The sequence below is a fragment of the Bradyrhizobium huanghuaihaiense genome (assembly GCF_007830635.1).
In the GTDB taxonomy this organism is placed as follows: domain Bacteria; phylum Pseudomonadota; class Alphaproteobacteria; order Rhizobiales; family Xanthobacteraceae; genus Bradyrhizobium; species Bradyrhizobium huanghuaihaiense.
The window spans coordinates 1-24,961 of the sequence record NZ_VLLA01000044.1; the positions used below are offsets into that span (position 1 = coordinate 1).

General features: G+C 65.8%; 20 protein-coding genes and 1 pseudogene. 19 read left to right on the forward strand and 2 right to left on the reverse strand.

The window, feature by feature from the left end; all coding sequences use genetic code 11:
* From IQ16_RS46385 to IQ16_RS41440, 8 genes and pseudogenes are all read left to right on the forward strand, one after another.
* Nucleotides 1-215 (forward strand): annotated as a pseudogene (locus tag IQ16_RS46385) (group II intron reverse transcriptase/maturase); the annotation flags it as partial.
* Between the two features lie 443 nt (nt 216-658).
* On the forward strand, nt 659-1,141 hold the full coding sequence (locus IQ16_RS41405; protein WP_018647506.1) for a DUF992 domain-containing protein: 483 nt from the start codon (nt 659-661) through the stop codon (nt 1,139-1,141).
* A 155-nt stretch (nt 1,142-1,296) separates the two neighbouring features.
* Nucleotides 1,297-3,345, forward strand: a complete 2,049-nt coding sequence (locus IQ16_RS41410) for an elongation factor G (RefSeq protein WP_018647505.1) — start codon at nt 1,297-1,299, stop codon at nt 3,343-3,345.
* A gap of 518 nt (nt 3,346-3,863) precedes the next feature.
* Entirely contained in the window at nt 3,864-4,136 is a 273-nt protein-coding gene (locus IQ16_RS41420) for a helix-turn-helix domain-containing protein (RefSeq protein ID WP_018647504.1), read from the forward strand.
* Nucleotides 4,137-4,229: 93 nt separating this feature from the next.
* Nucleotides 4,230-5,987 carry a SulP family inorganic anion transporter gene (locus IQ16_RS41425; RefSeq protein ID WP_018647503.1) on the forward strand — a complete coding sequence of 586 codons (1,758 nt, stop codon included), beginning with the start codon at nt 4,230-4,232 and terminating at the stop codon, nt 5,985-5,987.
* Nucleotides 5,988-6,057: 70 nt separating this feature from the next.
* Nucleotides 6,058-6,930 carry a shikimate dehydrogenase gene (locus IQ16_RS41430; protein WP_051123058.1) on the forward strand — a complete coding sequence of 291 codons (873 nt, stop codon included), beginning with the start codon at nt 6,058-6,060 and terminating at the stop codon, nt 6,928-6,930.
* Nucleotides 6,931-6,995: 65 nt separating this feature from the next.
* A complete protein-coding gene (locus IQ16_RS41435; protein WP_026312718.1) occupies nt 6,996-7,622 on the forward strand; it encodes a hypothetical protein in 627 nt (208 codons plus the stop codon).
* Between the two features lie 77 nt (nt 7,623-7,699).
* Entirely contained in the window at nt 7,700-8,323 is a 624-nt protein-coding gene (locus IQ16_RS41440) for a single stranded DNA-binding domain-containing protein (RefSeq protein ID WP_018647501.1), read from the forward strand.
* Between the two features lie 399 nt (nt 8,324-8,722).
* Here the strand turns inward: IQ16_RS41440 and IQ16_RS41445 are convergent, their stop codons facing one another.
* Nucleotides 8,723-9,859, reverse strand: coding sequence for an alpha-hydroxy acid oxidase (locus tag IQ16_RS41445; RefSeq protein WP_018647500.1), 1,137 nt, complete (start codon nt 9,857-9,859; stop codon nt 8,723-8,725).
* Between the two features lie 104 nt (nt 9,860-9,963).
* On the opposite strand from IQ16_RS41445, the gene IQ16_RS46155 reads away from it, so the two are divergent.
* The 11 genes from IQ16_RS46155 (at nt 9,964) to IQ16_RS41495 (ending at nt 21,352) form a co-directional block, all read left to right on the forward strand.
* Nucleotides 9,964-10,131 carry a hypothetical protein gene (locus tag IQ16_RS46155; RefSeq protein ID WP_167526384.1) on the forward strand — a complete coding sequence of 56 codons (168 nt, stop codon included), beginning with the start codon at nt 9,964-9,966 and terminating at the stop codon, nt 10,129-10,131.
* Between the two features lie 219 nt (nt 10,132-10,350).
* Nucleotides 10,351-11,694, forward strand: coding sequence for a phosphoglucosamine mutase (gene glmM / locus IQ16_RS41450; protein WP_026312717.1), 1,344 nt, complete (start codon nt 10,351-10,353; stop codon nt 11,692-11,694).
* 386 nt (nt 11,695-12,080) lie between these two features.
* Nucleotides 12,081-13,334, forward strand: coding sequence for an MFS transporter (locus IQ16_RS41455; protein ID WP_026312716.1), 1,254 nt, complete (start codon nt 12,081-12,083; stop codon nt 13,332-13,334).
* 228 nt (nt 13,335-13,562) lie between these two features.
* Nucleotides 13,563-14,396 (forward strand): outer membrane protein, encoded by an 834-nt coding sequence (locus IQ16_RS41460; protein WP_018647497.1) that lies wholly within the window; start codon nt 13,563-13,565, stop codon nt 14,394-14,396.
* Between the two features lie 170 nt (nt 14,397-14,566).
* Entirely contained in the window at nt 14,567-15,454 is an 888-nt protein-coding gene (locus IQ16_RS41465) for an outer membrane protein (RefSeq protein ID WP_018647496.1), read from the forward strand.
* 70 nt (nt 15,455-15,524) lie between these two features.
* On the forward strand, nt 15,525-16,115 hold the full coding sequence (locus IQ16_RS41470) for a glutathione S-transferase family protein (RefSeq protein WP_018647495.1): 591 nt from the start codon (nt 15,525-15,527) through the stop codon (nt 16,113-16,115).
* Nucleotides 16,116-16,145: 30 nt separating this feature from the next.
* Nucleotides 16,146-16,610: a GNAT family N-acetyltransferase gene (locus IQ16_RS41475; protein ID WP_018647494.1), complete on the forward strand. Its 465-nt coding sequence runs from the start codon at nt 16,146-16,148 to the stop codon at nt 16,608-16,610.
* A 157-nt stretch (nt 16,611-16,767) separates the two neighbouring features.
* On the forward strand, nt 16,768-16,974 hold the full coding sequence (locus IQ16_RS41480) for a hypothetical protein (RefSeq protein ID WP_018647493.1): 207 nt from the start codon (nt 16,768-16,770) through the stop codon (nt 16,972-16,974).
* Nucleotides 16,975-17,053: 79 nt separating this feature from the next.
* Nucleotides 17,054-18,226, forward strand: coding sequence for a phosphoserine transaminase (locus IQ16_RS41485; RefSeq protein ID WP_018647492.1), 1,173 nt, complete (start codon nt 17,054-17,056; stop codon nt 18,224-18,226).
* A 170-nt stretch (nt 18,227-18,396) separates the two neighbouring features.
* Nucleotides 18,397-19,986 (forward strand): phosphoglycerate dehydrogenase, encoded by a 1,590-nt coding sequence (gene serA / locus IQ16_RS41490; protein WP_018647491.1) that lies wholly within the window; start codon nt 18,397-18,399, stop codon nt 19,984-19,986.
* A gap of 193 nt (nt 19,987-20,179) precedes the next feature.
* A complete protein-coding gene (locus tag IQ16_RS41495) occupies nt 20,180-21,352 on the forward strand; it encodes a thiolase family protein (RefSeq protein WP_018647933.1) in 1,173 nt (390 codons plus the stop codon).
* 173 nt (nt 21,353-21,525) lie between these two features.
* Here IQ16_RS41495 and IQ16_RS41500 read toward each other — a convergent pair whose 3' ends face one another.
* Nucleotides 21,526-24,876 (reverse strand): PAS domain-containing sensor histidine kinase, encoded by a 3,351-nt coding sequence (locus tag IQ16_RS41500; protein WP_018647932.1) that lies wholly within the window; start codon nt 24,874-24,876, stop codon nt 21,526-21,528.
* Nucleotides 24,877-24,961: the final 85 nt, after the last annotated feature.

Genomic DNA, 24,961 nt, shown 5'->3' on the forward strand with positions numbered 1-24,961 from the left:
TGCGCGCCGTTGCCTGGAAGCAATGGAAGTATGGACCCGCTCGCTTTGCCGAGTTGCGACGCCGCGGCGTCGGCCGGGATCTGGCGGCGCAAACCGCCGGCAGCCCACGTGGCCCTTGGCGGCTCGCGAACAGCCCCGCGCTCACCATTGCTCTGCCAAACGGCTTCTTTGCCTCACTCGGCTTGGCTTCCGTCGCGGCACGGCGACCCGCATAATCCGCTGAACCGCCGGATACGGACCCGTATGTCCGGTGGTGTGGGAGGGGCGGAGCCGCGAGGCTTCCCCCTATCCCGATTGTGTTTCGAGAGGCGGAGTCGGTTAGTCCTTTGCTCCGGTCGGCATCTTGCCCTGCCCCTCACCCGGATCGCTGCGCAATCCGATCTCCCCCCGCAGAAGGGCGGGGAGAGGTTAAAGCCGCGATAGCGCGTTCGAATTGTTCGACCGTGAGGGACGCCCGGCTCTCTCACTCCCTCGCCCCGTTCTTACGGGGCCGCGACGAGCTTCGCTCGCGCTGAGAGGGTGGGGTGAGGGGCTTCTCTCCGAGCGTTCATTTCAGATACGTCCGATCTGGCACCCACAACGCTCTTGTGGCATAGACCATCGCGCGGCGTGTGCCGCGTCCTTCCTGCTCGCATCCTATTCATCGCCGGAGACATTCATGCGCCGTTCGTTCATCTTCGCCGGGCTTATCGCCACGAGCCTCGTTGCCTCGGTCTCCGGCAGCAGCGCGCAGCAGCAGCGGATGGTGCGGGTCGGCGTGCTCGAATGCCGCGGCGGCGCCAGCGTCGGGTTCATCGTGGGATCGGTGACCAACCTCGGCTGCGTGCTGCGCGCCGACGGCTTGCCCGAGGACCGCTATGTCGCGACGATCCGGAAAGTGGGCCTCGACATCGGCATCACCCAGGAGACCACGCTGGCCTGGGGCGTGTTCGCGCCGGTCGACCGGCTCGGCCCCGGCGATCTCTCCGGCAATTACGCTGGCGCGCAGGGCAGCGCCTCGATCGGCGTCGGCCTCGGCGGCAATGTGCTCGTCGGTGGCTCCAACAATTCGATCGCGCTTCAGCCGCTCAGCGTGCAGGGCCAGGTCGGCCTTAACATCGCCGCCGGCCTCGAAAGCCTGGAACTGCGTCCGGGCCGTTAACACTTTTGCGTGTGATCGCGCCGCGCGAAACGGCGCGATTTGACGGACGACGCACCGCAGCGACGTTTGACGCTTGCCAAATCTAAGGGACGGGCAGAGCATCTGCGTTTGCCGACCCAATCATGGGCCGAGCTCCACACAAAGGAGGCGGCGAAATGGGACAAGACGTCAGAAGTCCCCGAGGTCCACGGTGCATCGCGCTGGTGGGCCCTTTCCAAAGCGGTAAAACCACACTTCTTGAAGCAATATTGGCGCGAACGGGCGCAATCCCGCGCGCCGGCAGCGTCGACGGCGGAACTTCCGTCGGCGACGCCTCCCCGGAGGCCCGTCATCACAAGATGACCGTCGGCCTCACTGCCGCCACCACGAGTTTCATGGGCGACAGCTACACCTTCCTGGATTGTCCCGGTTCCGTCGAGTTCGCCCACGACATGCGCGCCGCGCTGCCCGCGGTCGATGCCGCAATCGTGGTCTGCGAGGCCGACGAGAAGAAGCTGCCGCAGCTTCAGATCATCCTGCGCGAGCTGGAGGAGCTGAAGATCCCGCGTTTCCTGTTCCTCAACAAGATCGACCGCGCCAATCAGCGCATCCGCGAGACCCTCGCGATGCTGCAGCCCGCCTCCCGCGTGCCGCTGGTGCTGCGCCAGATCCCGATCTGGAAGGGCGAGCTGATCGAGGGCTTCGTCGATCTCGCGCTGGAGCGCGCCTTCATCTATCGCGAGCACAAGGCCTCCGAGGTGGTCGCACTCGAAGGCGGCGATCTCGACCGCGAGAAGGAAGCCCGCTTCTCGATGCTGGAGAAGCTCGCCGACCACGACGACGCACTGATGGAGCAATTGTTGGAGGACATCCAGCCGCCGCGCGATGCCGTGTTCGACGATCTCGCCCGCGAACTGCGCGAAGGGCTGATCTGCCCGGTGCTGATCGGTGCGGCCGCGCGCGAAAACGGCGTGCTGCGCCTGATGAAGGCGCTGCGCCACGAGGCGCCCGGCATCGCCGAGACCGCCAAGCGCCTCGGCGCGCCCGAGAGCAAGGACGCGCTCGGCTACGTCTTCAAGACGCTGCATTCGCAGCACGGCGGAAAACTGTCGCTGACCCGGCTCGTCGCCGGCCATCTCGACGACGGCGCCACGCTGCAATCCTCCTCCGGCGGCGCCGGGCGCATCTCAGGCATCCTCGCCGTCAACGGCGCCTACGACACCAAGCGTGCCTCGGCGGAAGCCGGTGACACCGTGGCGCTCGCCAAGCTCGATCCGGTCAAGACCGGCGACATGGTCTCGAGCGGCAAGACGCAGCCGGCGGCGCTGGTCGCCGCGGAGCCGACATCGGCCGTGCTCGCGATCTCGGTCGCGGCCACCGACCGCAAGGACGACGTCAAGCTCGGCCAGGCGCTGACGCGGCTGCATGAGGAGGATCCTTCGCTCCTGATCGTGCAGAACCCCAAGACCCACGACACCGTGCTGTGGGGCCAGGGCGAGATGCACCTGCGCGTCGCCAGCGAGCGCTTGCGCGACCGCTTCGGCGTCAAGGTCACCTCGCATCCGCCCGCGATCGGCTACCAGGAGACCATCCGCAAGCCGATTACCCAGCGTGGTCGTCACAAGAAGCAGTCCGGCGGCCACGGCCAGTTCGGCGATGTCGTGCTCGACATCAAGCCGCTGCCGCGCGGCGACGGCTTCAAGTTCGCCGAGAAGGTGGTCGGCGGCGCGGTGCCGCGCAACTACATCCCGGCGGTCGAGGAAGGCGTCGTCGACGGGCTCACGCGCGGTCCGCTCGGCTTCCCCGTCACCGACGTGCAGGTGACGCTGACCGACGGCTCCTATCACAGCGTCGACAGCTCCGATCTCGCCTTCCGCACGGCAGCGCGGGTCGGGCTCAACGAAGGCCTGCCGCAATGCCAGCCGGTGCTGCTGGAGCCGATCCACGTGGTCGAGATCGTGTGTCCGACCGATGCCACCGCCAAGATCAACGCGATCCTGTCGGCGCGGCGCGGCCAGATCCTCGGCTTCGACACCCGCGACGGCTGGAGCGGCTGGGACTGCGTCCGCGCCATGATGCCGGAAGCCGAGATCGGCGAGCTCATCGTCGAGCTGCGTTCGGCCACTGCAGGCGCCGGCAGCTTCACCCGTCAGTTCGACCACATGGCCGAAGTCACGGGCCGCGCCGCCGACCAGATCATCGCCGCGCACCAGCACGCGGCGTGATCTGAATCGCGCAGTAAGGGACGCACGCCTCTCTCACTCCCTCTCCCCGTTCTTACGGGGAGAGGGAGGGGTGAGGGGCTGTTTCCACGCGTGCGGTGAACGTTGGACGCGCGCGCTCTCCTCCTCTCCGTCATTGCGAGCGCAACGAAGCCGAAACTCCGTCATCCTGAGGTGCGAGTTGCGCAGTGCATTTGCACTGCGCGGCGAGCCTCGAAGGATGCACGGCCCCGCTGCTGCAGCCGGGCCGTCGCCCTTCGAGGGCCGCTGAAGAAGCGGCCACCTCAGGGTGACGGTAAAGAGACAAGTGCTCGCTGCTTGATCCGTCATTGCGAGCATAGCGAAGCAATCCAGCGTCTTTCCGCGGAGGGATTCTGGATTGCTTCGCTGCGCTCGCAGTGACGGTGGAGACAGATGGGCGCGGAAGCGAGAATTCCCTTGTCCTCACCTCCAGATGATGTATTTTACATCATTGTATATGCTCCAGATATCACTTATAACTCCTGATACGTGAGGCCAAGGTGATCACCTCGTTCCAGATGCGGGCCGCCCGCGCGCTGCTCGGCATCGACCAGAAAACCCTGGCCGAGCTCGCCGGCGTGTCGTTGCCGACCATCCAGCGGATGGAGGCCTCGACCGGCAATGTGCGCGGCGTGGTCGAGACCTTGATGAGGGTGGTCGAGGCGTTCGACCGGGCCGGCGTCGAGCTGATCGGCGAGCAGGCGCGCAGCGACAGCGGCGGACGCGGCGTTCGGCTGAAGGAGCCGGGGCCGCCGCGACGCGTCGGAGCATGATCGTAGTTTGATCGTGCTCGGGATCAGGATGGGCTAGCGCATCGTCGCACCTCGGCAACACGGGACGCGCGATGCTTCGGAGCACTTCGGGGCATGAGCATCACCAGCGATCACGCAAGCCGCCTGCATCAGCTGCGCAGGCCGACCTTTGCCGAACTCTATCTGCCAAAGCTCGTCACCGTCTGGCGTGAAGGCTACGGCATCGCGGACTTTCGCGCCGACGTGTTTGCGGGCCTGACGGTCGCGATCGTCGCGCTGCCGCTGTCGATGGCGATCGCGATCGCCTCGGGCGCGACGCCGGATCGCGGCCTCTACACCGCCGTCGTCGGCGGTTTCATCGTGTCGCTGCTCGGCGGCAGCCGCTTCCAGATCGGCGGCCCTGCGGGTGCCTTCATCGTCTTGGTCGCGGTGACCGCGGAGCGGCACGGCATCGACGGCGTGATCCTCGCCACCATGATGGCGGGTCTGTTCCTGATCGCCGCGGGCCTGTTGCGCGTCGGCACCTACATCAAGTTCATTCCCTATCCGGTGACGGTCGGCTTCACCGCCGGCATCGCGGTGATCATTTTTGCGAGCCAGCTCCGCGATCTCGCAGGCATCACGCTCGCGGGCAAAGAGCCCAGCGAGTTCGTGCCGAAGCTCGCCGCGCTCGCGAGCGGCCTGCACACCGTCAATCCGTCGGCGGTTGTCGTCGCGCTCGTCAGCATTGCGATCATCGCGGCCTTGCGGGTCTGGCGGCCGTCCTGGCCCGGTATCCTGATCGCGGTCGTTTTCGCGGCCGTCATATGTGCGGTGTTCTCGCTGCCGGTCGAGACCATCGGCAGCCGCTTCGGCGGCATACCACGCGAATTGCCGTCGCCGGCGCTGCCAGCGTTCTCGATTGCGAAGGCCAAAGCGGTGCTCCCCGACGCGATCTCCTTCGCGCTGCTCGCTGCCATCGAATCGCTGCTGTCGGCGGTGGTGGCCGACGGCATGACCGGGCGCCGTCACCGCTCCAATTGCGAGTTGGTCGCGCAAGGCGCGGCCAATATCGGCTCGGCGCTGTTCGGCGGCATCTGCGTCACCGGCCTGATCGCGCGCACCGCCACCAACATCCGCGCCGGCGCGCGCGGGCCGCTGGCGGGCATGCTGCACTCGGTCTTCCTGCTGCTGTTCATGCTGATCGCAGCTCCCCTCGCCAGCTACATCCCGCTTGCCGCGCTCGCCGCCGTGCTCGTGGTGGTCGCCTGGACCATGGCGGAGAAGCAGGAATTCGCCACGCTCCTGCGCTCGTCCTGGGGCGATGCCGTAGTGCTGCTCGCGACCTTCCTGCTCACGATCTTCCGCGACCTCACCGAAGGCATCCTGGTCGGCTTCGCGCTCGGCGCGGTGCTGTTCATCCATCGCATGGCGGAGATGACCGGCATCGAGGAGCGCACGCCGCTGGTCGCCGCCGATCGCCCCGACGACGGCAATGGCGCGCGCGTGCCTTACGATCCCGGGCTCGCGGTCGACCGCGACGTGCTGGTCTATCGCATCACCGGCGCGTTCTTCTTCGGCGCGGCCTCGGCGATCGGCGGCGTGCTCGACGGCATCGCCGACAAGCGCAAGGCCTTCGTGGTCGACTTCGCCGCGGTGCCGTTCCTGGACTCGACGGCGGCGAACGTGCTCGGGCGGGTCGCCGCCAAGGCCCACCGCCAGGGCATCCGCCTGTTCATCACCGGCGCCTCGCCCGCGGTCCGCCGCGCGCTGCTGACCCATGGCGTGACGCCGCCGCGCGCGCGTTATCGCACGAGCCTCGAGCGCGCCGTCGCCGACATCAAGAGCCGAGCGGCCGACAAGCCTGCGGCGCGCACGTCTCGCTCAGGGTGATTTGATCGCCTCCTTGCTGCTGCGCCGCGGTGCGGCTCCCGCGCGCTTGACAGCGCCCGCGGGACGCGAAATGGATCGTCACGGAAACGACTTAAGGGGAAGGACGACCGTGACCAAGGCTCCCGCAGCCTGCCTGATCGGATGGCCGGCCGCGCATTCGCGCTCGCCGCTGATCCATCGTTACTGGCTGCGTACGCTCGGCATTGAAGGCGGCTACGTCATCGAGGCGGTTCCGCCCGAGGATCTGCGCGATTTCGTGCTGCGCCTGTCGCTGCGCGGCTTTGTCGGCGCCAACGTCACCATCCCGCACAAGGAAGCCGTGCTCGGGCTCTCGACACCTGACGCGCGCGCGCGGGCCATCGGCGCCGCCAACACGCTGTGGTTCGAGGACGGCGAGCTACGCTCGACCAACACCGACGTCGAAGGTTTCATCGGCAATCTCGATGCCAGCGCGCCCGGCTGGGACAAGGCGGAAGAAGCGCTGGTGCTTGGCGCCGGCGGCTCCTCCCGCGCGGTCGTGTTCGGCCTGCGCGAGCGCGGCATCAAGCGCATCCATCTCGCCAATCGCACCATCGCGCGGGCCGAGACGCTTGCAGGACAGTTCGGTCCGAACGTGCATCCCGTGACGTGGGACGCGATCGGCGACGTGCTGCCGCGCGCAAGACTTCTCGTGAACACGACCTCGCTCGGCATGCACGGCCAGCCGTCACTCGACGTCGAGGTGTCGCGCCTGCCGCAAGAAGCCGTCGTCGCCGATCTCGTCTACGTTCCCCTGGTGACACCGCTGCTGGCCGCCGCGCAGGCGCGCGGGCTGAAGACCGCCGACGGGCTCGGCATGCTGCTGCACCAGGCCGTGCGCGGCTTCGCGCTGTGGTTTGGCCGCAGGCCGCAAGTCACGCCTGAGCTGCGGGCGCTGGTCGAGGCCGATCTCACAAAGACTTGAGAGGGCAACGGCGAATAGCACACCACCTCCGGAGTTCTACCCTCGTGGGACAATCGGAGACCGTCATGACTATTCAACGTACAACCTTGATACGCCTGCTCGTCGCCGTCGCGATGGTAACCGTCTCGGCCGTCGCGGCCGTCGCGCAGAGGGCGCCGGTGCCGACGCGTGTGCGCGGCACCATCGAAAGCGTCAGCGGCGACACCATGCAGGTCAAGTCGCGCAGCGGCGAGGACGTCAAGCTCCGCATCGCCCCCGACATCAGCGTGTCGGGAGTTACAAAAATTTCACTCGCCGACATCAAGGTCGGTTCCTTCGTCGGCGCCACCACCGTGCCGGGACCGGACGGCGGCAACAACGCCGTCGAGGTCCACGTATTTCCGGAGAACATGCGCGGCACCGGCGAAGGCTCGCGGCCCTACGACCTCAAGCCCAATTCCAGCATGACCAATGCGACGGTCTCGGAGAGCGTGGTCGGCAATGACGGCCACACGCTCCTAGTCAAGTACAAGGACGGCGAGAAGAAGGTGTTCGTTCCCGACAACACGCCGGTGGTGACCTTCGTGCCCGGTGACAAGGGCGAGCTGAAGCCCGGCGCCAAGGTGATCGCCTTCATGAAGCAGCTGCCGGACGGCTCGTTCGAGACCAACCGCGTCAGAGTCGGCCGCGACGGCCTGACCCCGCCGATGTGATGATCTCACCAGGGAATAGCGGCGGTCGCACGGGGTTGCCGTGATGTACCGCCGCAACGCCCTGGAGGGACAAGGCCATGCCGAAGCTGAATTGGATGCCACGCGCCGTCGTGGCCACTTTCGTCACCTGCATCTTCGTGTCTTCCGCCTCGGCGCAGCAGGCGCCGACGGTGCGCATCCGCGGCACCATCGAGAGCGTCGACGGCAGCCTGCTCGGCATCAAGACCCGCGAGGGCAGCGAAGTGAAGGTGCGCATGACCGACAATGTCGCCGTTTTCGCCGTGATCAAGACCGAGCTGTCCGAGATCAAGGAAGGCTCCTATATCGGCGTCACCGGCATGCCCGAACCCGACGGCACCCAGAAGGCGATCGCGGTGCACATCTTCCCCGAGAACCAGCGCGGCGCCGCCGAAGGTTTCCGCCCCTGGGACGCCCGCGCCAACTCGACCATGACCAACGCCACCGTGGCGCAGACGGTGAAGGGCACCGACGGCCAGAACATCACGTTGAAATACAAGGACGGCGAGAAGAAAGTCGTGGTGCCGCCGGACACTCCGATCGTCACCTTCGTCGCCAGCGACAAGTCGGAGGTGAAGCCCGGCGCCAAGCTGATCATTTTCGGCGCGGCCAAGAAGGAGGATGGGTCGCTGGAGGCGAACCGGGTGAATGTGGGGCGGGATGGCGTGACGCCGCCGATGTGAGACGGGATACTGCTTCCACAATCTCAGCTGTCGTCCCGGACAAGCGCGCCCTAAGCGCGCGCTGATCCGGGACCCATAACCACAGGGAGATGTCGTTGCGCGAGACAGATAACTCCAAGTCCCCGTAACCACACCCGTCTGTGGTTATGGGTCCCGGATCAGCGCTCCGCTCCGGACAACGCTGCGCGTTGTCCGAAGCTGCGCTTGTCCGGGACGACAGCGGAGTTTGTGGCGACGGCATTCCGCCACGTCGAGAACCTGTAGGGTGGGCAAAGGCGCGCCAGCGCCGTGCCCACGTCTTCTTGCGTGATACGAACATTGGTGGGCACGCTTCCGCCTTCGCTCTTCGAGCTACGGCGGACAAGTCGCTTTGCCCACCCTACGGCACTGCCGCTGCGGCTACACCGCAATCACGTGATCGTCGATCTCGTCGATCCGGTTGACGCCGCACAGGCCCATGGTGGTGAGCAGCTCCTTCTGGATGATCTCGATCGCCTTGGCGACGCCGGCCTGGCCGCCGGCACCGAGGCCGTAGGCATAGGCGCGGCCGATCATGCAGGATTTTGCGCCGAGCGCGAGCGCGCGCATCACGTCCTGGCCGGAGCGGATGCCCCCGTCGAACATGATCTCCATCTTGTCACCGACCGCGTCCGCGATCTCCGGCAGCACCTCGATCGAGGACGGCGCGCCGTCGAGCTGCCGGCCGCCATGGTTGGAGACGACGAGGGCCTGCGCGCCGGTCTTGGCAGCTTCCTCGGCGTCCTCGACGTCGAGAATGCCCTTGATGACAAGCTTGCCCGGCCAGATGCTGCGGACCCACTCGACGTCCTTCCAGTTCAAGGACGTGTCGAACTGCGATGCGGTCCACTCGGCGAGGCGGTTGAGATCCTCGGTGTTCTTCACGTGGCCGGCGATGTTGCCGAAGGTGCGGCGCTTGCCCTGCAGCACGCCCGAGACCCAGGCCGGCTTGCTGGCGAAATCCAAGAGCTTCGACAGCGACCATTCGGGGGGCACCGTCATGCCGTTCTTGATGTCGGCGTGGCGCTGGCCGATCACCTGCAGGTCGACGGTGAGCACGAGCGCGCTGCACTTGGCTGCGGCCGCGCGCTGAATCAGTTCCTTGATGAAGCCGCGGTCCTTCATCACGTAAAGCTGGAACCAGAACGGCTTCTCGACATTGGCAGCGATGTCCTCGATCGAGCAGATCGACATGGTCGATTGCGTGAACGGGATACCGGCGGCCTGCGCGGCGCGGCAGGCGTAGATTTCGCCGTCGCCATGCTGCATGCCGAGCAGGCCGACGGGCGCGAGGATCAGCGGCATGGTCGAGGGCTCGCCGAGGATCGTGGTCGAGGTGTCGCGCTTGGAGACGTCGACCAGGATGCGCTGGCGGAACTTGATTGCCTGCATGTCCTCGCGGTTGGCGCGCAGCGTTTCCTCGGCATAGGAGCCGCGGTCGCAGTAGTCGAAGAAGGCCTTCGGCACGCGGCGCTTATGCAGCGCCCGAAGATCGTCGATACAGGTGATGTGCTTCATGAACGTTTCCCGGCCCGTCTTTACTCAAGAGTCTTGCATCGGAAGATCGAGGGGTCATCTAGCATGGTTGGATGCACAGCCAAATCGTTTGAGAGGAGGCCGCCATGACGAAGCCGCACGCGAGACCTTCGCCGGAAGAGATCAAGGAGAAGCAGGATCTCGAGGACGCGCTGGAGGAGGGGCTGGAAGAGACCTTTCCGGGCTCCGATCCCGTCAACGTCACCCAGCCGGCGCCGAGCCGCGCCGACGGCCATGTGAAGCGCTCGGATTAGGGCGAGTTCCGCCTGCTTTCCGCTGGTCACACCGGAACTATAATGTTAACAAGGTGTTACCAAGGCGGTCGCGGCGCCAGTTCCGTAATGATTCATCATATTTTTTGAAGCCAAGTTAGCCGCGATGGCTTTATAAGACCTCAGCAAATCAGGGATGCGGGGCCTGTTCGGCAGCCCGTGGTTGCAGAGGGGACCCCTGATTGTTGCTTGGGGGACGATATGAGTCGCAAATATTTCGGGACGGACGGGATTCGGGGCCGCGCCAACGGACTGATCACGCCGGAGCTCGCGCTCAAGGTCGGCCAGGCTGCAGGCCTTGCGTTCCAGCGCGGTGACCACCGCCACCGGGTCGTGATCGGCAAGGACACCCGCCTGTCCGGCTACATGATCGAATACGCGATGGTCGCGGGCTTCACCTCGGTCGGCATGGACGTGCTGCTGGTCGGCCCGATGCCGACGCCGGCGGTCGCGATGCTGACCAAGTCGATGCGCGCCGATCTCGGCGTGATGATCTCGGCCTCGCACAATCTGTTCGAGGACAACGGCATCAAGCTGTTCGGGCCGCAGGGCTTCAAGCTGTCCGACGACGTCGAGCGGCAGATCGAGCAGCTGCTCGACGAGCCCATTGACAAGCGTCTTGCACAGAGCGCGAGCCTCGGCCGCGCCCGCCGTATCGATGGCGTGCATGACCGCTACATCGAATTCGCCAAGCGCACGCTGCCGCGCGATCTCTCGCTCGAGGGCCTGCGCGTCGTGATCGATTGCGCCAACGGCGCCGCCTACAAGGTGGTGCCCGAAGCGCTGTGGGAGCTTGGCGCCGACGTCGTGCCGATCGGCGTCGAGCCCGACGGCTTCAACATCAACAAGGATTGCGGCTCGACCTCGCCGGAAGCGCTGTCGAAGAAGGTGCGCGAGATGCGCGCCGACATCGGTATTGCGCTCGACGGCGACGCCGATCGCGTCATCCTGGTCGACGAGCGCGGCCATGTCGTCGACGGCGACCAGCTGCTCGCGGTGATCGCGCAGAGCTGGAAGGAAGACGGACGTCTCTCGCGTCCCGGCATCGTCGCCACCGTGATGTCCAATCTCGGCCTCGAGCGCTTCCTCAAGGGGCAGGGGCTCGATCTCATGCGCACGCCGGTCGGCGACCGCTACGTGCTCGAGCAGATGCTGAACGGCGGCTACAATCTCGGCGGCGAGCAGTCCGGCCACATCATCCTGTCCGACTACGCCACCACCGGCGACGGTTTTGTCGCTGCCCTGCAGGTGCTTGCCGTGGTGCAGAAGCTGCGCCGGCCGGTGTCGGAGGTCTGCCACCGCTTCGATCCGCTGCCGCAGATCCTCAAGAACGTCCGTCACAAAGGCGGCAAGCCGCTCGATGATTCCGACGTCAAGTCGGCGATCTCCGACGGCGAGAAGCGCCTCAACGGCCACGGCCGCCTCCTGATCCGCTCCTCCGGCACCGAGCCGGTGATCCGCGTCATGGGCGAGGGCGAGGACCGCCATCTGGTCGAGGACGTCGTCGACACCATCGTCTCCGCGCTGGGACAGGCCGCGGCGTAAGGCGCAGCGTGACGCGATCGTAGCCCGGATGGAGCGCAGCGAAATCCGGGGTTCGCGCCCGCGGATACGGGATTACGCTACGCTCCATCCGGGCTACGAAGCTGGGGCAGGCGACGGCGTAAGGTCCTTCAAGCACGAGCGGGGTGGGGTGATCTCACCCCACGGGCAGTATCGTAGGGTGGGCAAAGCGAAGCGTGCCCACGCGTCTGTCGCCGAATCGGAAAGATGGTGGGCACGGCGCAAGGGCGCCTTCCCATTCTGCGATATCGGACTCGCGGAGAGGGTAAGACCCACGCATTCCAGCCATTTGCGATTGGCGGTGGTTCCACCGCCGCTTGCATCGTAATCAGCAGATCGCGGCAATCTGCCGCGCCGGGATCGCTGCATTGAACAAGCCTGTCGTCGTACCTGCGGAAACGCTGACGGAGCCCGTCGTCGTCAGCGATGTTGCGCCCGCTGCTGCCAACACAGCCGCGGGGCCGGCTTATGTCGTGCTCGCCGGCATCAGCTTCTCGCACTTCCTCAACGACACCATGCAGTCGCTGATCGCCTCGGTGTATCCGATCCTGAAGGACACCTACGCGCTCGACTTCGCGCAGATCGGCATGATTACGCTGGCCTTCCAGTTCACGGCCTCGCTGCTGCAGCCGGTGGTCGGGCACTACACCGACAAGAAGGCGCAGCCTTATTCGCTGTCGATCGGCATGGCCTCGACCTTCTTCGGCCTGTTGCTGCTCAGCGCCGCGCACCAGTATCTGATCATCCTCGTCGCCGCCGCGCTGGTCGGCCTCGGCTCGGCGGTGTTTCATCCGGAATCCGCGCGCATCGCGCGGCTCGCCTCCGGCGGCCGCTACGGTTTCGCGCAATCGGTGTTCCAGCTCGGCGGCAGTTTCGGCACCTCGATGGGGCCGGTGCTGGCCGCGCTGATCGTGGTGCCGTTCGGGCAGGGCAGCATCGCCTGGTTCTCCTCGATCGCGTTCCTCGCGATTCTCATCCTCTGGCGCATCGGGCGCTGGTACGCGCCGCAGATCACGGCGAAGAAGGCGGCGCCCGTCCACACCCAGCCCGGCGGGCCGAGCTCACGCCGTGTCGCCGTTGCACTTCTCGTGCTGGTGGCGCTGCTGTTCTCAAAACAGCTCTACGTCTCCAGCCTGTCGAGCTATTACATCTTCTATCTGATCGACCGGTTCGGCGTGTCGACGCAGGCCGCGCAAATCTATCTCTTCATCTTCCTCGCGGCGAATGCGGTCGGTGCGTTCTTCGGCGGCCCCTTGGGGGATCGCTTCGGCCGCAAGATCGTGATCTGGATCTCGATTCTCGGTGCGCTGCCGTTCACGCTGGCGCTGCCCTATGCCGGGCTCTACGCCAGCGCGGTGCTGTCGGTCATCATCGGCCTGATCATCTCCTCGACGACGTCGTCGATCATCGTGTTCGCGCAGGAGCTGGTGCCGCACCGCTTCGGCATGATCTCCGGCGTGTTCTTCGGCGTCGCCTTCGGCATCGGAGGCCTCGGTGCAGCCGTGCTCGGCAAGCTCGCCGATCACACCTCGATCGAGTTCGTCTACCAGGTCTGCGCGTACCTGCCGGCGATCGGCCTGCTTGCGGTGTTCCTGCCGAAACTGCCGCAGCACGCGCGTTAACAAATCTTTCTTCGCTGCATTGCGGCTTCATACATCGTTAGCAATTGGGGCGCCGACGCTTGCATTTTTGCAACGCTCGCACCGCATCCGCGTGTACAGTGAGAAAAAATCAACCTTAAAAATTAGGGTTAAGTGGCGCTTAAACATTTGCTGCCATCGTCCGGGTCGTGAGTTTCCAGAACGTGGGGCGTCTGCATTTTGCCTCACCGGCCATAAGGACGAAGCCCAATGCGTAGCGTTAAGTCTCTCCTTGCCGCGGGTGCGGCAACCCTGATCTCGTCGATGGCGTTTGCCGCCGATATGCCGATCGCGGCGCCGCCTCCGATGTACGCGCCGCCGGCTCCGCCCGCCGACTTCGGCGGCTGGTATCTGCGCGGCGACGTCGGCATGACCAACCAGCGTGCCAAGAGCATCGATGCCTCCCTGCCGGCCGGCTATACGAAGTCGACGGAAGGTCTCGGCTTCGACTCTTCGCCGCTGTTTGATCTCGGCGTCGGCTATCGCTTCAACAACTGGTTCCGCGCCGACGTGATCGGCCAGTACCGTGGCAAGGCCAATCTGCACGGCAGCGACAACGTCTTCGGACCCGGCTTCGTCGGCGTCAACAACTACACCGGCAGCAAGTCCGAGTGGGTCGTGATGGCCAACGCCTACGTTGACCTCGGCACCTGGTGGTGCATCACCCCGTTCATCGGCGCCGGTGTCGGCGGCTCCTACAACAAGATCAGCGGCTTCCGCGACGACGGCGTGTCGTTCAGCGGCGGCGCGCTGTCCAACAGCGTCGCCTACTTCGCCGACAACGGTAAGTGGAACTTCGCCTGGGCCGCCCACGCCGGTCTCGCCTACAAGGTCAACCCCGGGTTCACCGTCGAACTGGCCTACAGCTACATGAACCTCGGCGACGCAGCGCCCGGCAACTTCCGCCTGTTCGACAACAGTGCTTCGGGCCCGACCTCGATCAAGATCAAGGAGCTCACCTCGCACGATCTGAAGCTCGGCGTGCGCTGGGATCTCAACAGCCCGCCGGCCTACGTGCCGCAGCCGCTCGTCACCAAGGGCTGATCCTCAAGCCCACCGCTTAACGTCTCTTAACGGCGCGGGATCATCCCGCGCCGTTTTGCTTTGCGGATTTTTCATGGCCCGACGGCGGCGAAATCGCCGGACGCAACCATTGGTTAAGGTTAACGAGCCATGATCATCGCGACAGTTCGAGTCCGATTTGGAGCGTTGCGATGCGTAGGCTTTTGTTGGCGGCGGCGATGTTGGGGACGGTGTCTGCCGCGCACGCGGCCGATATGCCGGATCTCCCGATCCTGCGCGGCGGCATCACCGACGGCCTGTCGAAGACGTCCCACAACTGGGACGGCTTCTATGTCGGCGGCAACGCCGGCTATACCACCGACGCCAGCGATTTCAGCCAGAGCGTGGTCGGCCTGACCAATTTCATCTTCCGCGACAGCGTTCTCCAGCAGCCGACGTCGACATGGTCGCTGATGAACAAGACCAACACGCAAGGTGTCAATTTCGGCGGTTTCATCGGCCGCAACTGGCAATGGTATGATGCCATTCTCAGTCTCGAGGGCACCTACACCTATTTCAACAATCTCGCGACGTCGACGTCGGGCTCGAACTCGCTCATGATCGTCAACCCGGCCGGCGAAACGCGGCCCCCGGGCATCACCAACAACTATGGCGTGACGCTGACCGGTACCGCTGCGGCCCAGGTCAAGGACATGATCACGTTGCGCGGTCGCATGGGCTGGGACGGCGGCGGCTTCATGCCCTACATGTTCGCCGGAGCCGCCGTCGGTCGCATGGACGTGTCGCGCACGGTGACGAGCAACGTGACCTTGCGGCAGGACTCGACCGTCACGGACGCGTTCGGCAACGTCATCACGGTCATCGGCGCAACCAACCCCGTCCCGGCACAATCGCAGACCCAGTCCCAGCACAGAACCAATACGTTCGCGGTGGGTTGGACTGCCGGTCTCGGTCTCGAATACTGCATCTGGGACGGTCTGTTCGCGCGGGTCGAATACGAATATGTGAGATTCTCTCCCGTCATGAACACGCAGGTGACGCTGAACAACGCGCGCCTCGGCCTCGGCTACAAGTTCTGAGCGGTCCGCTTCCTGTTGACAGCTTCGCTTCGTCCTGATGCTCTGTCGATCCGACAGCGGGGCAGCAGCGATGAAGATCTACGGCGACAGCAATTCCGGCAATTGTCTCAAGGTGAAGTGGGTCTGCGACAAGCTCGCGGTGCCCTATCAGTGGATCGAGATCGACACTCGCAAAGGCGAGACGCGCACGCCGCATTTCCTCAAGATGAACGGCGCCGGCCAGGTGCCGACCGTCGCCTTCGACGACGGCCGCACGCTGGCGCAGTCCAACGCCATCATCCGCTACCTCGGCCGCGACAGCGTCCTCATTCCGCGTGACGCCTTCGCTGCGGCGAAGATGGACGAATGGCTGTTCTGGGAGCAGTACAGCCACGAGCCCTATATCGCGGTGTGCCGCTTCCTCATCGTCTATCTCGGCAAGAGCGCCTCCGAGCTCGATCCTGAAAAGGTCAAACGCGGCTATGCGGCGCTCGACCGCATGGAGCAGCATCTCGCCTCCAGCCGCTTCTTCGCGGGCGAGGCGGTATCGCTCGCCGACGTCTCGCTGCTCGCCTATACGCGCGTCGCGCATGAAGGCGGTTTCGATCTCGGTCGCTATGCGGCCATCCGCCGCTGGATCGGCGAGGCCGAGGCCTTTCTCGGCCTGCCTCCGGCGCGCTGAGTCCCGCGCTGGGTTTTTGGAGTTTCCCGTATGAACAATAAGTCCGTCTCGATCCGTCCCGCGCGCCGCGAAGACGTGCCGGCGATCGTGGCGATGCTCGCCGATGATCATCTCGGGCGCGCGCGCGAGCGCGTGGAGGATCCGCTGCCTGCGTCCTACTACGCGGCATTCGAGCGGGTCGATCGCGATCCAAATCTGACGCTCGTCGTTGCCGAAAGCGAGGGCAGGGTGGTCGGCTGCCTGCAACTCGCTGTTCTCTCAGGCATCAGCTCGCAAGGCGGCATCCGCGGACTGCTCGAAGACGTGCGCGTTGCCACTGATTGTCGCAGCCGCGGCATCGGCGAGCAGTTGGTGCAATGGGCCGTGACGGAAGCGAAGGCGCGCGGTTGCAATCTGGTCGAACTGCTGACGCATCAGACGAGAACGGATGCGCAGCGCTTCTACAAGCGGTTGGGATTCACAGCGAGTCATGTCGGCATGACTGTCCGCTTTTGAGGCAACATTTCGCAAGCGTTGCGTGATCAGCGAAATTGGAGCGCGCGTTCGTTCATCTTAAGAGCTGATAAACTACCCGTCCGTCGTTCACGTGGAAGTGGGAACGAACGGTGCTACGCAGCGTCAGACACCGGGCTCGGTCGGTTCGGGGATTTCGATGACAAGCTATTCCATGATCAAGGTCGGCAACGACTACGTTGTGCAGGCCAACGACAAGTGCATTTTGAAGGTCGGCAGCCGCCGCCGTGCCGCGCAATTGATCAGCGAGGCCACGGACTTGCTGAATGCGCTCACCGCCGTCGAGTCCCCGGAAATCGCCCCCGAGGCGCCTTCACTCCAGCGTGAGACGCCCGAACTTCCTTGACGACTCTGCCCGTTTCCCGTATCAGCCGCGGCGGGACACCTCCCCCCAACGGGAGGCTTACTATCTGGAAGGGTAGATCATGACTGTAGCGAAGCCCGCTTCGCGGCCGACCGTGCCGCATTTTTCCTCCGGCCCCTGCGCCAAGCGCCCCGGCTGGAACGCCCAAAATCTCAAGGACGCAGCGCTCGGCCGCTCGCATCGCGCGAAGGTCGGCAAGACCAAGCTCAAGCTCGCGATCGATCTGACGCGCGAAGTGCTTGAAGTGCCCGCCGATTATCGCATCGGTATCGTTCCGGCCTCCGATACCGGCGCGGTCGAGATGGCGCTGTGGTCGCTGCTGGGTGCGCGGCCCGTCACCACGCTCGCCTGGGAATCCTTCGGCGAGGGCTGGGTCAGCGACATCGTCAAGGAATTGAAGCTCAAGGACGTCACCAAGCTCAACGCGGCTTACGGTGAGATTCCCGACCTCTCCAAGGTCGATCCCAAGAGCGACGTCGTCTTCACCTGGAACGGCACCACGTCGGGCGTGCGCGTGCCGAACGCCGACTGGATCAGCGCGACCCGCGAAGGCCTGACCATTTGCGACGCGACATCCGCCGCGTTTGCGCAAGCTCTCGACTGGGCCAAGCTCGACGTCGTCACCTTCTCCTGGCAGAAGGCGCTCGGCGGCGAAGCCGCTCACGGCATGCTGATCCTGTCCCCGCGTGCTGTTGAACGGCTCGAGACCTACAAGCCGGCCTGGCCGCTGCCGAAAATCTTCCGCATGACCAAGGGCGGCAAGCTCAACGAAGGTATCTTCGTCGGCGAGACCATCAACACGCCGTCGATGCTCTGCGTCGAGGACTATCTCGATGCGCTGAACTGGGCCAAGTCGATCGGCGGCCTCAAGGCGCTGATCGCGCGCGCCGACGCCAACACCAAGGTGCTCGCTGACTGGAAGGCGAAGACGCCGTGGATCGACTTCCTGGCCAAGGACGCCTCGATCCGCTCCAACACCTCGGTGTGCCTGAAGTTCACCGATCCCGCGATCACCTCGCGCTCGGACGACGCGCAGGCGGAGTTCAGCAAGAAGCTGGTGGCGCTGGTCGAGAAGGAAGGCGCCGGCTACGACTTCGCCTACTACCGCGATGCGCCGGCCGGCCTGCGCATCTGGTGCGGCGCCACGGTGGAAGCCAAGGACGTCGAGCTGCTGACGCAGTGGATCGACTGGGCCTTCGCCGAGACCAAGGCGCAGCTCGCCAAGGCTGCCTGAGTTCTTACCCTCCCCTGGAGGGGGAGGGTCGACGCACCGTCAGGTGCGGCGGGGTGGGGTGATCTCTCCACACGGCGCGCCGGCGATTTTCTTTTTTGCGGCTTCACCCCACCCCGGCGCTTCGCGCCGACCCTCCCCCTCCAGGGGAGGGTGTGAAGGAAGACATCCCCATGACCAAACCCAAAGTTCTCATTTCCGATGCGCTCTCGCCCGCCGCCGTTCAGATCTTCAAAGACCGCGGTGTCGAGGTCGACTTCCAGCCCAATCTCGGCAAGGACAAGGACAAGCTCGCCGAGATCATCGGCAATTACGACGGCCTTGCGATCCGCTCCGCCACCAAGGCGACCGCCAAGATCCTGGAGAAGGCGACGAACCTCAAGGTGATCGGCCGCGCCGGCATCGGCGTCGACAATGTCGAGATCCCGGCCGCCACGGCCAAGGGCATCATCGTGATGAACACGCCGTTCGGCAATTCGATCACGACCGCCGAGCACGCCATCACCCTGATGCTGGCGCTGGCGCGCGAGATCCCGCAGGCCGACGCCTCCACCCAGGCCGGCAAATGGGAGAAGAACCGTTTCATGGGCGTCGAGATCACCGGCAAGGTGCTCGGCGTGGTCGGCTGCGGCAATATCGGCTCGATCGTCGCCGACCGCGCGCTCGGCCTGCGCATGAAGGTCGTCGCCTTCGATCCGTTCCTGTCGCCCGAGCGTGCCAAGGACATCGGCGTCGAGAAGGTCGATCTCGACGATCTCCTCAAGCGCGCCGACTTCATCACGCTGCACACCCCGCTGACCGAGAAGACCAAGAACATCATCGACGCCACCGCCATCGCCAAGATGAAGAAGGGCGTGCGCCTGATCAACTGCGCCCGCGGCGGCCTGGTCGACGAGCAGGCGGTGGTCGAGGCGCTCAACTCCAAGCACATCGCGGGCGCCGCCTTCGACGTCTTCGTCGAGGAGCCCGCGACCTCCAACGTGCTGTTCGGCCATCCCAACGTGATCTGCACCCCGCATCTCGGCGCCTCCACCACGGAAGCGCAGGAGAACGTCGCTCTCCAGGTCGCCGAGCAGATGTCGGATTACCTGCTCACCGGCGCGATCTCGAACGCGGTTAACTTCCCCTCGATCACGGCGGAAGAGGCGCCGAAGCTGAAGCCGTTCATCGCGCTCGCCGAGAAGCTCGGCTCGTTCGCCGGCCAGCTCACTGAATCCGGCATCCTCAAGGTCGAGATCACCTATGAGGGTCACGTCGCCGAGATGAAGATCAAGGCGATCACCTCTGCCGTGCTGTCGGGCCTGCTGCGGCCGATGCTGGGCGAGGTCAACGTCGTCTCGGCACCGGTCGTCGCCAAGGAGCGCGGCATGGTCGTGGACGAGATCGTGCGCGCGGCCCAGAGCGACTATGAGAGCCTGATCACCGTCACGGTCGCGACCGAACGCCAGGAGCGCTCGGTCTCCGGCACCGTCTATCACGACGGCAAGCCGCGCCTCGTCGACGTCAAGGGCATCCGGGTCGATGCCGAGTTCGGCAAATCGATGATCTACATCACCAACGAGGACAAGCCGGGCTTCATCGGCAAGTTCGCAAGCCTCCTTGGCGACGCCAAGATCAACATCGCGACCTTCCATCTCGGCCGCGTCGCCCCCGGCAGCGATGCCATTGCGCTGGTCGAGGTCGACGGCGTGGTGCCGGCGGACGTGCTCGCCAAGGTGCAGGCCCTGCCGCAGGTCAAGCAGGCCAAGGCGCTGACGTTCTAAGGCGCGGTCGCCCCGCGGTGTGCGCACCGCGGAATGACGGCCATCATATATTCCGACACGCGGAACAACGCCGTCTCCATCGCGGAGGCGGCGTTTTTATTTTCCCCGCACCCGCCAATCTTTGTGTACCAATGGCGTCCAGGACGCCTCGTAACTACGCTCCGTTCAAAATCGTTCGACAAGGGAGAAAACAATGCGTGAAGCCGTCATCGTTTCCTATGCGCGCACGGGCCTCGCAAAATCCGGCCGCGGCGGGTTCAACATCACGCCGCCGATGTCGCTTGCGGCGCACGCCATTCACCACGCCGTCGACCGCGCCGGCGTCGAGAAGGACTATGTCGAGGACTGCTATCTCGGCAATTGCGCCCACGGCGCGCCGAACATCGGCCGCCAGGCCGCGCTGCTCGCGGGTCTGCCGAAGACCACCGCCGGCGTGTCCGTGAACCGCTTCTGCTCCTCGGGGCTGCAGACCATCGCGATGGCCGCGAACTCGATCCGCTCGGACGGCGCCGACTGCATCGTCGCCGGTGGCGTCGAAAGCATCTCGATCCCCGGCGGCGGCTCGCCGAAGGAATGGGTCGATCCGGAGCTGCTCAAGGTCGCCCCCGACATCTTCATGGCGATGATCGACACCGCCGACATCGTCGCCGAGCGCTACAAGCTCAGCCGCGAATACCAGGACGAGTTCTCGCTGGAATCGCAGCGCCGCATGGCCGCCGCACAGCAGGCGAACAAGTTCAAGGACGAGATCGTCCCGATGAAGACCAGGATGAAGGTCGTGGACAAGCAGACCAAGGCGGAGAGCATCGTCGACTACGTCGTCGATCGCGACGAGTGCAACCGGCCCGAGACCACGATGGAGGGCCTCGCCAAGCTTGAGCCGGTGAAGGGCGCCGGCAAGTTCGTCACCGCCGGCAATGCCAGCCAGCTCTCCGATGGCGCCGCTGCCGTCGTGCTGATGGAAGCCAAGGACGCCGAGAAGCGCGGTCTCAAGCCGCTCGGCCGCTTCGTCGCCTGGGCGACCGCGGGCTGCGAGCCCGATGAGATGGGCATCGGCCCGGTGTTCGCGATCCCGAAGCTCTTGAAGCGCACCGGCCTCAAGATCGACGACATCGATCTGTGGGAGCTCAACGAGGCCTTCGCCAGCCAGTGCCTGTATTGCCGCGACCAGCTCGGCATCGATCCCGCCAAGTACAACGTCAATGGCGGCTCGATCGCGATCGGCCATCCCTTCGGCATGACCGGCGCCCGTCTCACCGGCCATCTGCTGCAGGAAGGCGCGCGGCGCAAGGCCAAGTGGGGCGTGGTGACGATGTGCATCGGCGGCGGCCAGGGCGGCGCCGGCCTGTTCGAGATCTATCACTGAGATCAGGCACGATGAATGCGAAGGGGCACGGCGCAAGCCGTGCCCTTTTTTGCTCGAGCTGTATCCACATCGTCATTGCGAGCGAAGCGAAGCAATCCAGGTCTCACCGCGGAGGCAGTCTGGATTGCTTCGCTTCGCTCGCAATGACGGAGGTCGAATGCGATAGTCGTCGCTCAAGCCCGCGCCAGCGCCGGTGCGAACACCACTTCGATCAGCGTGCCGGAATTCCCTGAACTCTTGATGTTGAACCGGGCGCGGTTGGCTTCGACCAGCGCTTTCGTCAGCGACAGATTGAGCGCGGAATTGTCGGCGGCATCCCCCGGCGGCGGGGTGCGGAACGGCTCCATCGCGGCGGCGACCTCGCGCTCCGAGAGGCCATGGCCGGTGTCGCGGATGCGCAGCGCGATCTCGCCGCGGTCGGTCATCGCGGTGGAGACGATGACCTGGCCGCCGGCGCTCGCCAGCCGGATCGAGTTCGAGATCAGGTTCATGGTGATCTGCCGCATCGCGCGCGCGTCCGCGCTCACCTGCGGCAGCGCATGGGCGAGCGAGGTGCGGATGATGATGCGCTCGCGATTGGCCTGCGGCTGCATCACCACGACGCAGGCCTCGACCAGGTCGTTGAGGCTGAGATTGGCGAAGGTGAGGTCGAGCTTGCCGGTCTCGATCCGCGACAGCTCCAGGAGATCGTCGATGATGGCGATGACGCGCTCGCCGGAGGCGCGGATGTCCTTCATGTATTCGCCGTAGCGCTCGTTGCCGAGCGTGCCGAAGCGCTCCGAGATCATCACCTCGGCAAAGCCGATGATGGCGTTGAGCGGGGTGCGGATCTCGTGGCTGATCCGCGCCAGCATGTCGGCCTTGGCATTCGCCGCGCCGTCGACGAGGCGGCGGGCCTGCGTCAGCTCGCTCTCGCCCTTCTTGCTCTGCGAGAGGTCGCGGAACACGGCGAAGAAGTTCGGGCCGTCGGGCCGGGTGCGGCCCATGATCATGGCGAGCGGAATGACGCCGCCCTTCTTCTCGCGTCCCAGCACCTCGCGGCCATGGTCGAGCAGGCTCGCGATGTCCTGGCTCTTCACGCTGCCCAGATAGTCGGCGACGACCTGCTGGCTCTCAGGCGCGAACAGCGTCGCCAGGTTCTGCTCGAGCAGCGCCTCGCCGTCATAGCCGAACAGCGCCTCGGCGCTGCGGTTGCAGGCGTGGATGTTGCCTTCGGCATCGAACATGACGATGCCCTCGGCGGTGGTGTCGAGGATCGCGGCGAGATCTTCCGCATCGGCATCGCCGGCCGCAGGCTCCAGATCGGGCGCGTAGGGGAAGGACTCGGGGATGATGGGCTCGGCAACGACGGGCGGCGCTGCGACCGCGAGGGCAGCGGGTGCGGCTTGCGGCAGCGCGCAGATCAGCGCATGCGCGCTGTCGCCGTCCCAGTCGATGCTGTGCAGATGCGCGTCGGTGGTCGGCAGCGGCGCTTCGCCATTGGCAAGCGTCGCGCTGATCGTCACCGGCGTGCCGGCTTGCGACGCGCTGCTGGCGGGCGACACGCCCGGTTCGACATAGAGCGCGTCCAGCCCGCCGGCATGCTCCAGCGCGCTGAGGCTGTCATAGCCCATGCGCGCGAGGAACGCCGGGTTGGCGTAGAGCAGGCGGTCGAAGCGATAGATCAAAATGCCCGTCGGCAACAGGTCGAGCAGCGTGCGGTCGCGGAGGCTGGTGCCGCGCGCCGGCGGCGCCGCCTCGGTCAGCCATTCGGCCGGTGCGGGTGGCGTCAGAGGTTCGGGCTCAGGCTCGGACAGCGGCGGCTCGGGCGCACTGTCCGCGGCCGGCGGCTCGGCGCCGGCTGCTGCGATGCTCTCGCGCTCGCGTTCGAGCCGCTCGGACAATTGCCGCGCGAGCTCGTTGAACGCGCTGTTCTCGACAGGCGTCAGCGTCGGCGATCTCGCATCGCTGGCGGGGCGGAACGGCACGACGTTGGGAGGCGTTTCCACTGGCGTTTCCAAATCGGTTGGGTGTGAATTCGCTTCGGTGACGGGTTCGGGCAGTTCAGGTGTTGGCTCAGACTCAGGTGCAGGCGGCTCGATCGGCGGCGGCGGTGCCTCCGCCACAGGCTCGGGCTCGACGCCATCGGCGGACGGGCTTTGCGGCGCGTGCGGTTTGACGAACAGCTCGAAGCGACGCAGCGCATCGAGCCGGTTGAGGCCGTCGAGATCGCGGCAGACGCCAAAGCCGCGGAAGCCCGCAAAGTTGCGCTCGCGGTCGTAGACCGGCAGGCCGGCGAGCTCGACCGGCAGATGCTCGCCGCCATCGGCCGGCCAGTTCACGGTGATCCCGGCCCAGGTGTCGTGGCTGGCGAGCGCCTGCGCGACGCGTCCCTCGGGGTCGAGCGAAAATTCCTCGGCGATCTCGCGCCAGGGGCGGCCGAAGCCGGCCGCGGTGTGCGCGCCCATCAGGCGGATGAAGTCGCTGGACGCCAGCACGAAGCGGCCCTGCGCATCCATCTGCCAGAGGAAACGCAGCGGATGCTGGCGCGGTGTCTCTGCGGGAGCGGGCGGCGGCTCGACCATGCCACCAGTGGTGGGCACGGCCTGCGGCGGCACAATGGCTGCGTGCGGGTTTTCAACCGGAGTCTTTGGCGCGGTGTCGCTGGCTTCGCCGGTCGTTTCCGCGGCAGGCGCCTCAGGTGCTGCGGCGTCCTGGATCGACACGATCTCCGATGCCGGCTCGTGCGCAGGCGTGTCGGCCGGCTCGGCAAAGGCATCGAACAGCGTGATTTCCGATGCAGCCTCGTTTGGCGGTGCAGGCGGCACATCGTCCGGCGCCGTGGCCGGAGGCACAGGCGCTTCGCGCGCAGCATCCGCAGCCGCCGCCTGCGCCGCAGCCGGCTCGATCAGCGCGACCAGGCCGACATCGGCGCCGATGCCGACCCGTTGCAGCACCATCTGCCCGATGCCGATCGGCGTCTCGACGCGGCCGCGGGCTAGCGCATCGCTGCGCGCCTGCTCGAGGCCGGCCTCGTCGAGGTCACGGAAGCCGAGCAGGGAACGGGCGGCCTCGCTGGCGCCGACGAACAGGCCGTCGGGCGCGAACGCCGCCATCGGCACCTTCGCGGCCTCGACCAGGCGATGCAGCCGCTCGACCAGCGGCATGGCTTGCCCGGTCGGGTCCAGCGCGGTGACGAGCACGCCGTTCTTGCCGTCGGCAAAGTCGAGCCGCGCGCAGGCGCAGGTCATCAGCGTGCCGAGCCGGGCGCCGAAGCCGCGCAGCCGCTCCAGCCGCACGGCGCCGCTCGCCGGCAGCTGGCGGGCGAGCCGGGCCACCTGGCGGCGATGGCTGTCGGCGGGGCCGAAGATCTTCTCTGCGAGCGCTGTGGCATGGGCCGCGCCGAACAGCCTTGCGCCGACCGGATTGGCCCACAGCACGCGGCTCCCGTCGATCGCGAAGAGCCAGGTGGCGAGCTGCGAGGTCGCATGCACGGCCAGCCGCGGATCGCCCACACCTCGCAACTGGAAATCCGAACTACTCATCCAACCGGCTTCACGTCTCGCTGTCGGCGTCTTGGCGGGGCGGCTTGCCGGAATGGCAGCCTTAAGAAAGGGTTAGTATCGCCCG

Bases quoted from the DNA above. Each gene is read 5' to 3' on its own strand.
- IQ16_RS41405 (WP_018647506.1), top strand. From the start codon at position 659: ATGCGCCGTTCGTTCATCTTCGCCGGGCTTATCGCCACGAGCCTCGTT.
- IQ16_RS41410 (WP_018647505.1), top strand. From the start codon at position 1,297: ATGGGACAAGACGTCAGAAGTCCCCGAGGTCCACGGTGCATCGCGCTG.
- IQ16_RS41425 (WP_018647503.1), top strand. From the start codon at position 4,230: ATGAGCATCACCAGCGATCACGCAAGCCGCCTGCATCAGCTGCGCAGG.
- IQ16_RS41430 (WP_051123058.1), top strand. From the start codon at position 6,058: ATGGATCGTCACGGAAACGACTTAAGGGGAAGGACGACCGTGACCAAG.
- IQ16_RS41435 (WP_026312718.1), top strand. From the start codon at position 6,996: ATGACTATTCAACGTACAACCTTGATACGCCTGCTCGTCGCCGTCGCG.
- IQ16_RS41440 (WP_018647501.1), top strand. From the start codon at position 7,700: ATGCCGAAGCTGAATTGGATGCCACGCGCCGTCGTGGCCACTTTCGTC.
- IQ16_RS41445 (WP_018647500.1), bottom strand. From the start codon at position 9,859: ATGAAGCACATCACCTGTATCGACGATCTTCGGGCGCTGCATAAGCGC.
- IQ16_RS46155 (WP_167526384.1), top strand. From the start codon at position 9,964: ATGACGAAGCCGCACGCGAGACCTTCGCCGGAAGAGATCAAGGAGAAG.
- glmM (WP_026312717.1), top strand. From the start codon at position 10,351: ATGAGTCGCAAATATTTCGGGACGGACGGGATTCGGGGCCGCGCCAAC.
- IQ16_RS41460 (WP_018647497.1), top strand. From the start codon at position 13,563: ATGCGTAGCGTTAAGTCTCTCCTTGCCGCGGGTGCGGCAACCCTGATC.
- IQ16_RS41465 (WP_018647496.1), top strand. From the start codon at position 14,567: ATGCGTAGGCTTTTGTTGGCGGCGGCGATGTTGGGGACGGTGTCTGCC.
- IQ16_RS41470 (WP_018647495.1), top strand. From the start codon at position 15,525: ATGAAGATCTACGGCGACAGCAATTCCGGCAATTGTCTCAAGGTGAAG.
- IQ16_RS41475 (WP_018647494.1), top strand. From the start codon at position 16,146: ATGAACAATAAGTCCGTCTCGATCCGTCCCGCGCGCCGCGAAGACGTG.
- IQ16_RS41480 (WP_018647493.1), top strand. From the start codon at position 16,768: ATGACAAGCTATTCCATGATCAAGGTCGGCAACGACTACGTTGTGCAG.
- IQ16_RS41485 (WP_018647492.1), top strand. From the start codon at position 17,054: ATGACTGTAGCGAAGCCCGCTTCGCGGCCGACCGTGCCGCATTTTTCC.
- serA (WP_018647491.1), top strand. From the start codon at position 18,397: ATGACCAAACCCAAAGTTCTCATTTCCGATGCGCTCTCGCCCGCCGCC.
- IQ16_RS41495 (WP_018647933.1), top strand. From the start codon at position 20,180: ATGCGTGAAGCCGTCATCGTTTCCTATGCGCGCACGGGCCTCGCAAAA.
- IQ16_RS41500 (WP_018647932.1), bottom strand. From the start codon at position 24,876: ATGAGTAGTTCGGATTTCCAGTTGCGAGGTGTGGGCGATCCGCGGCTG.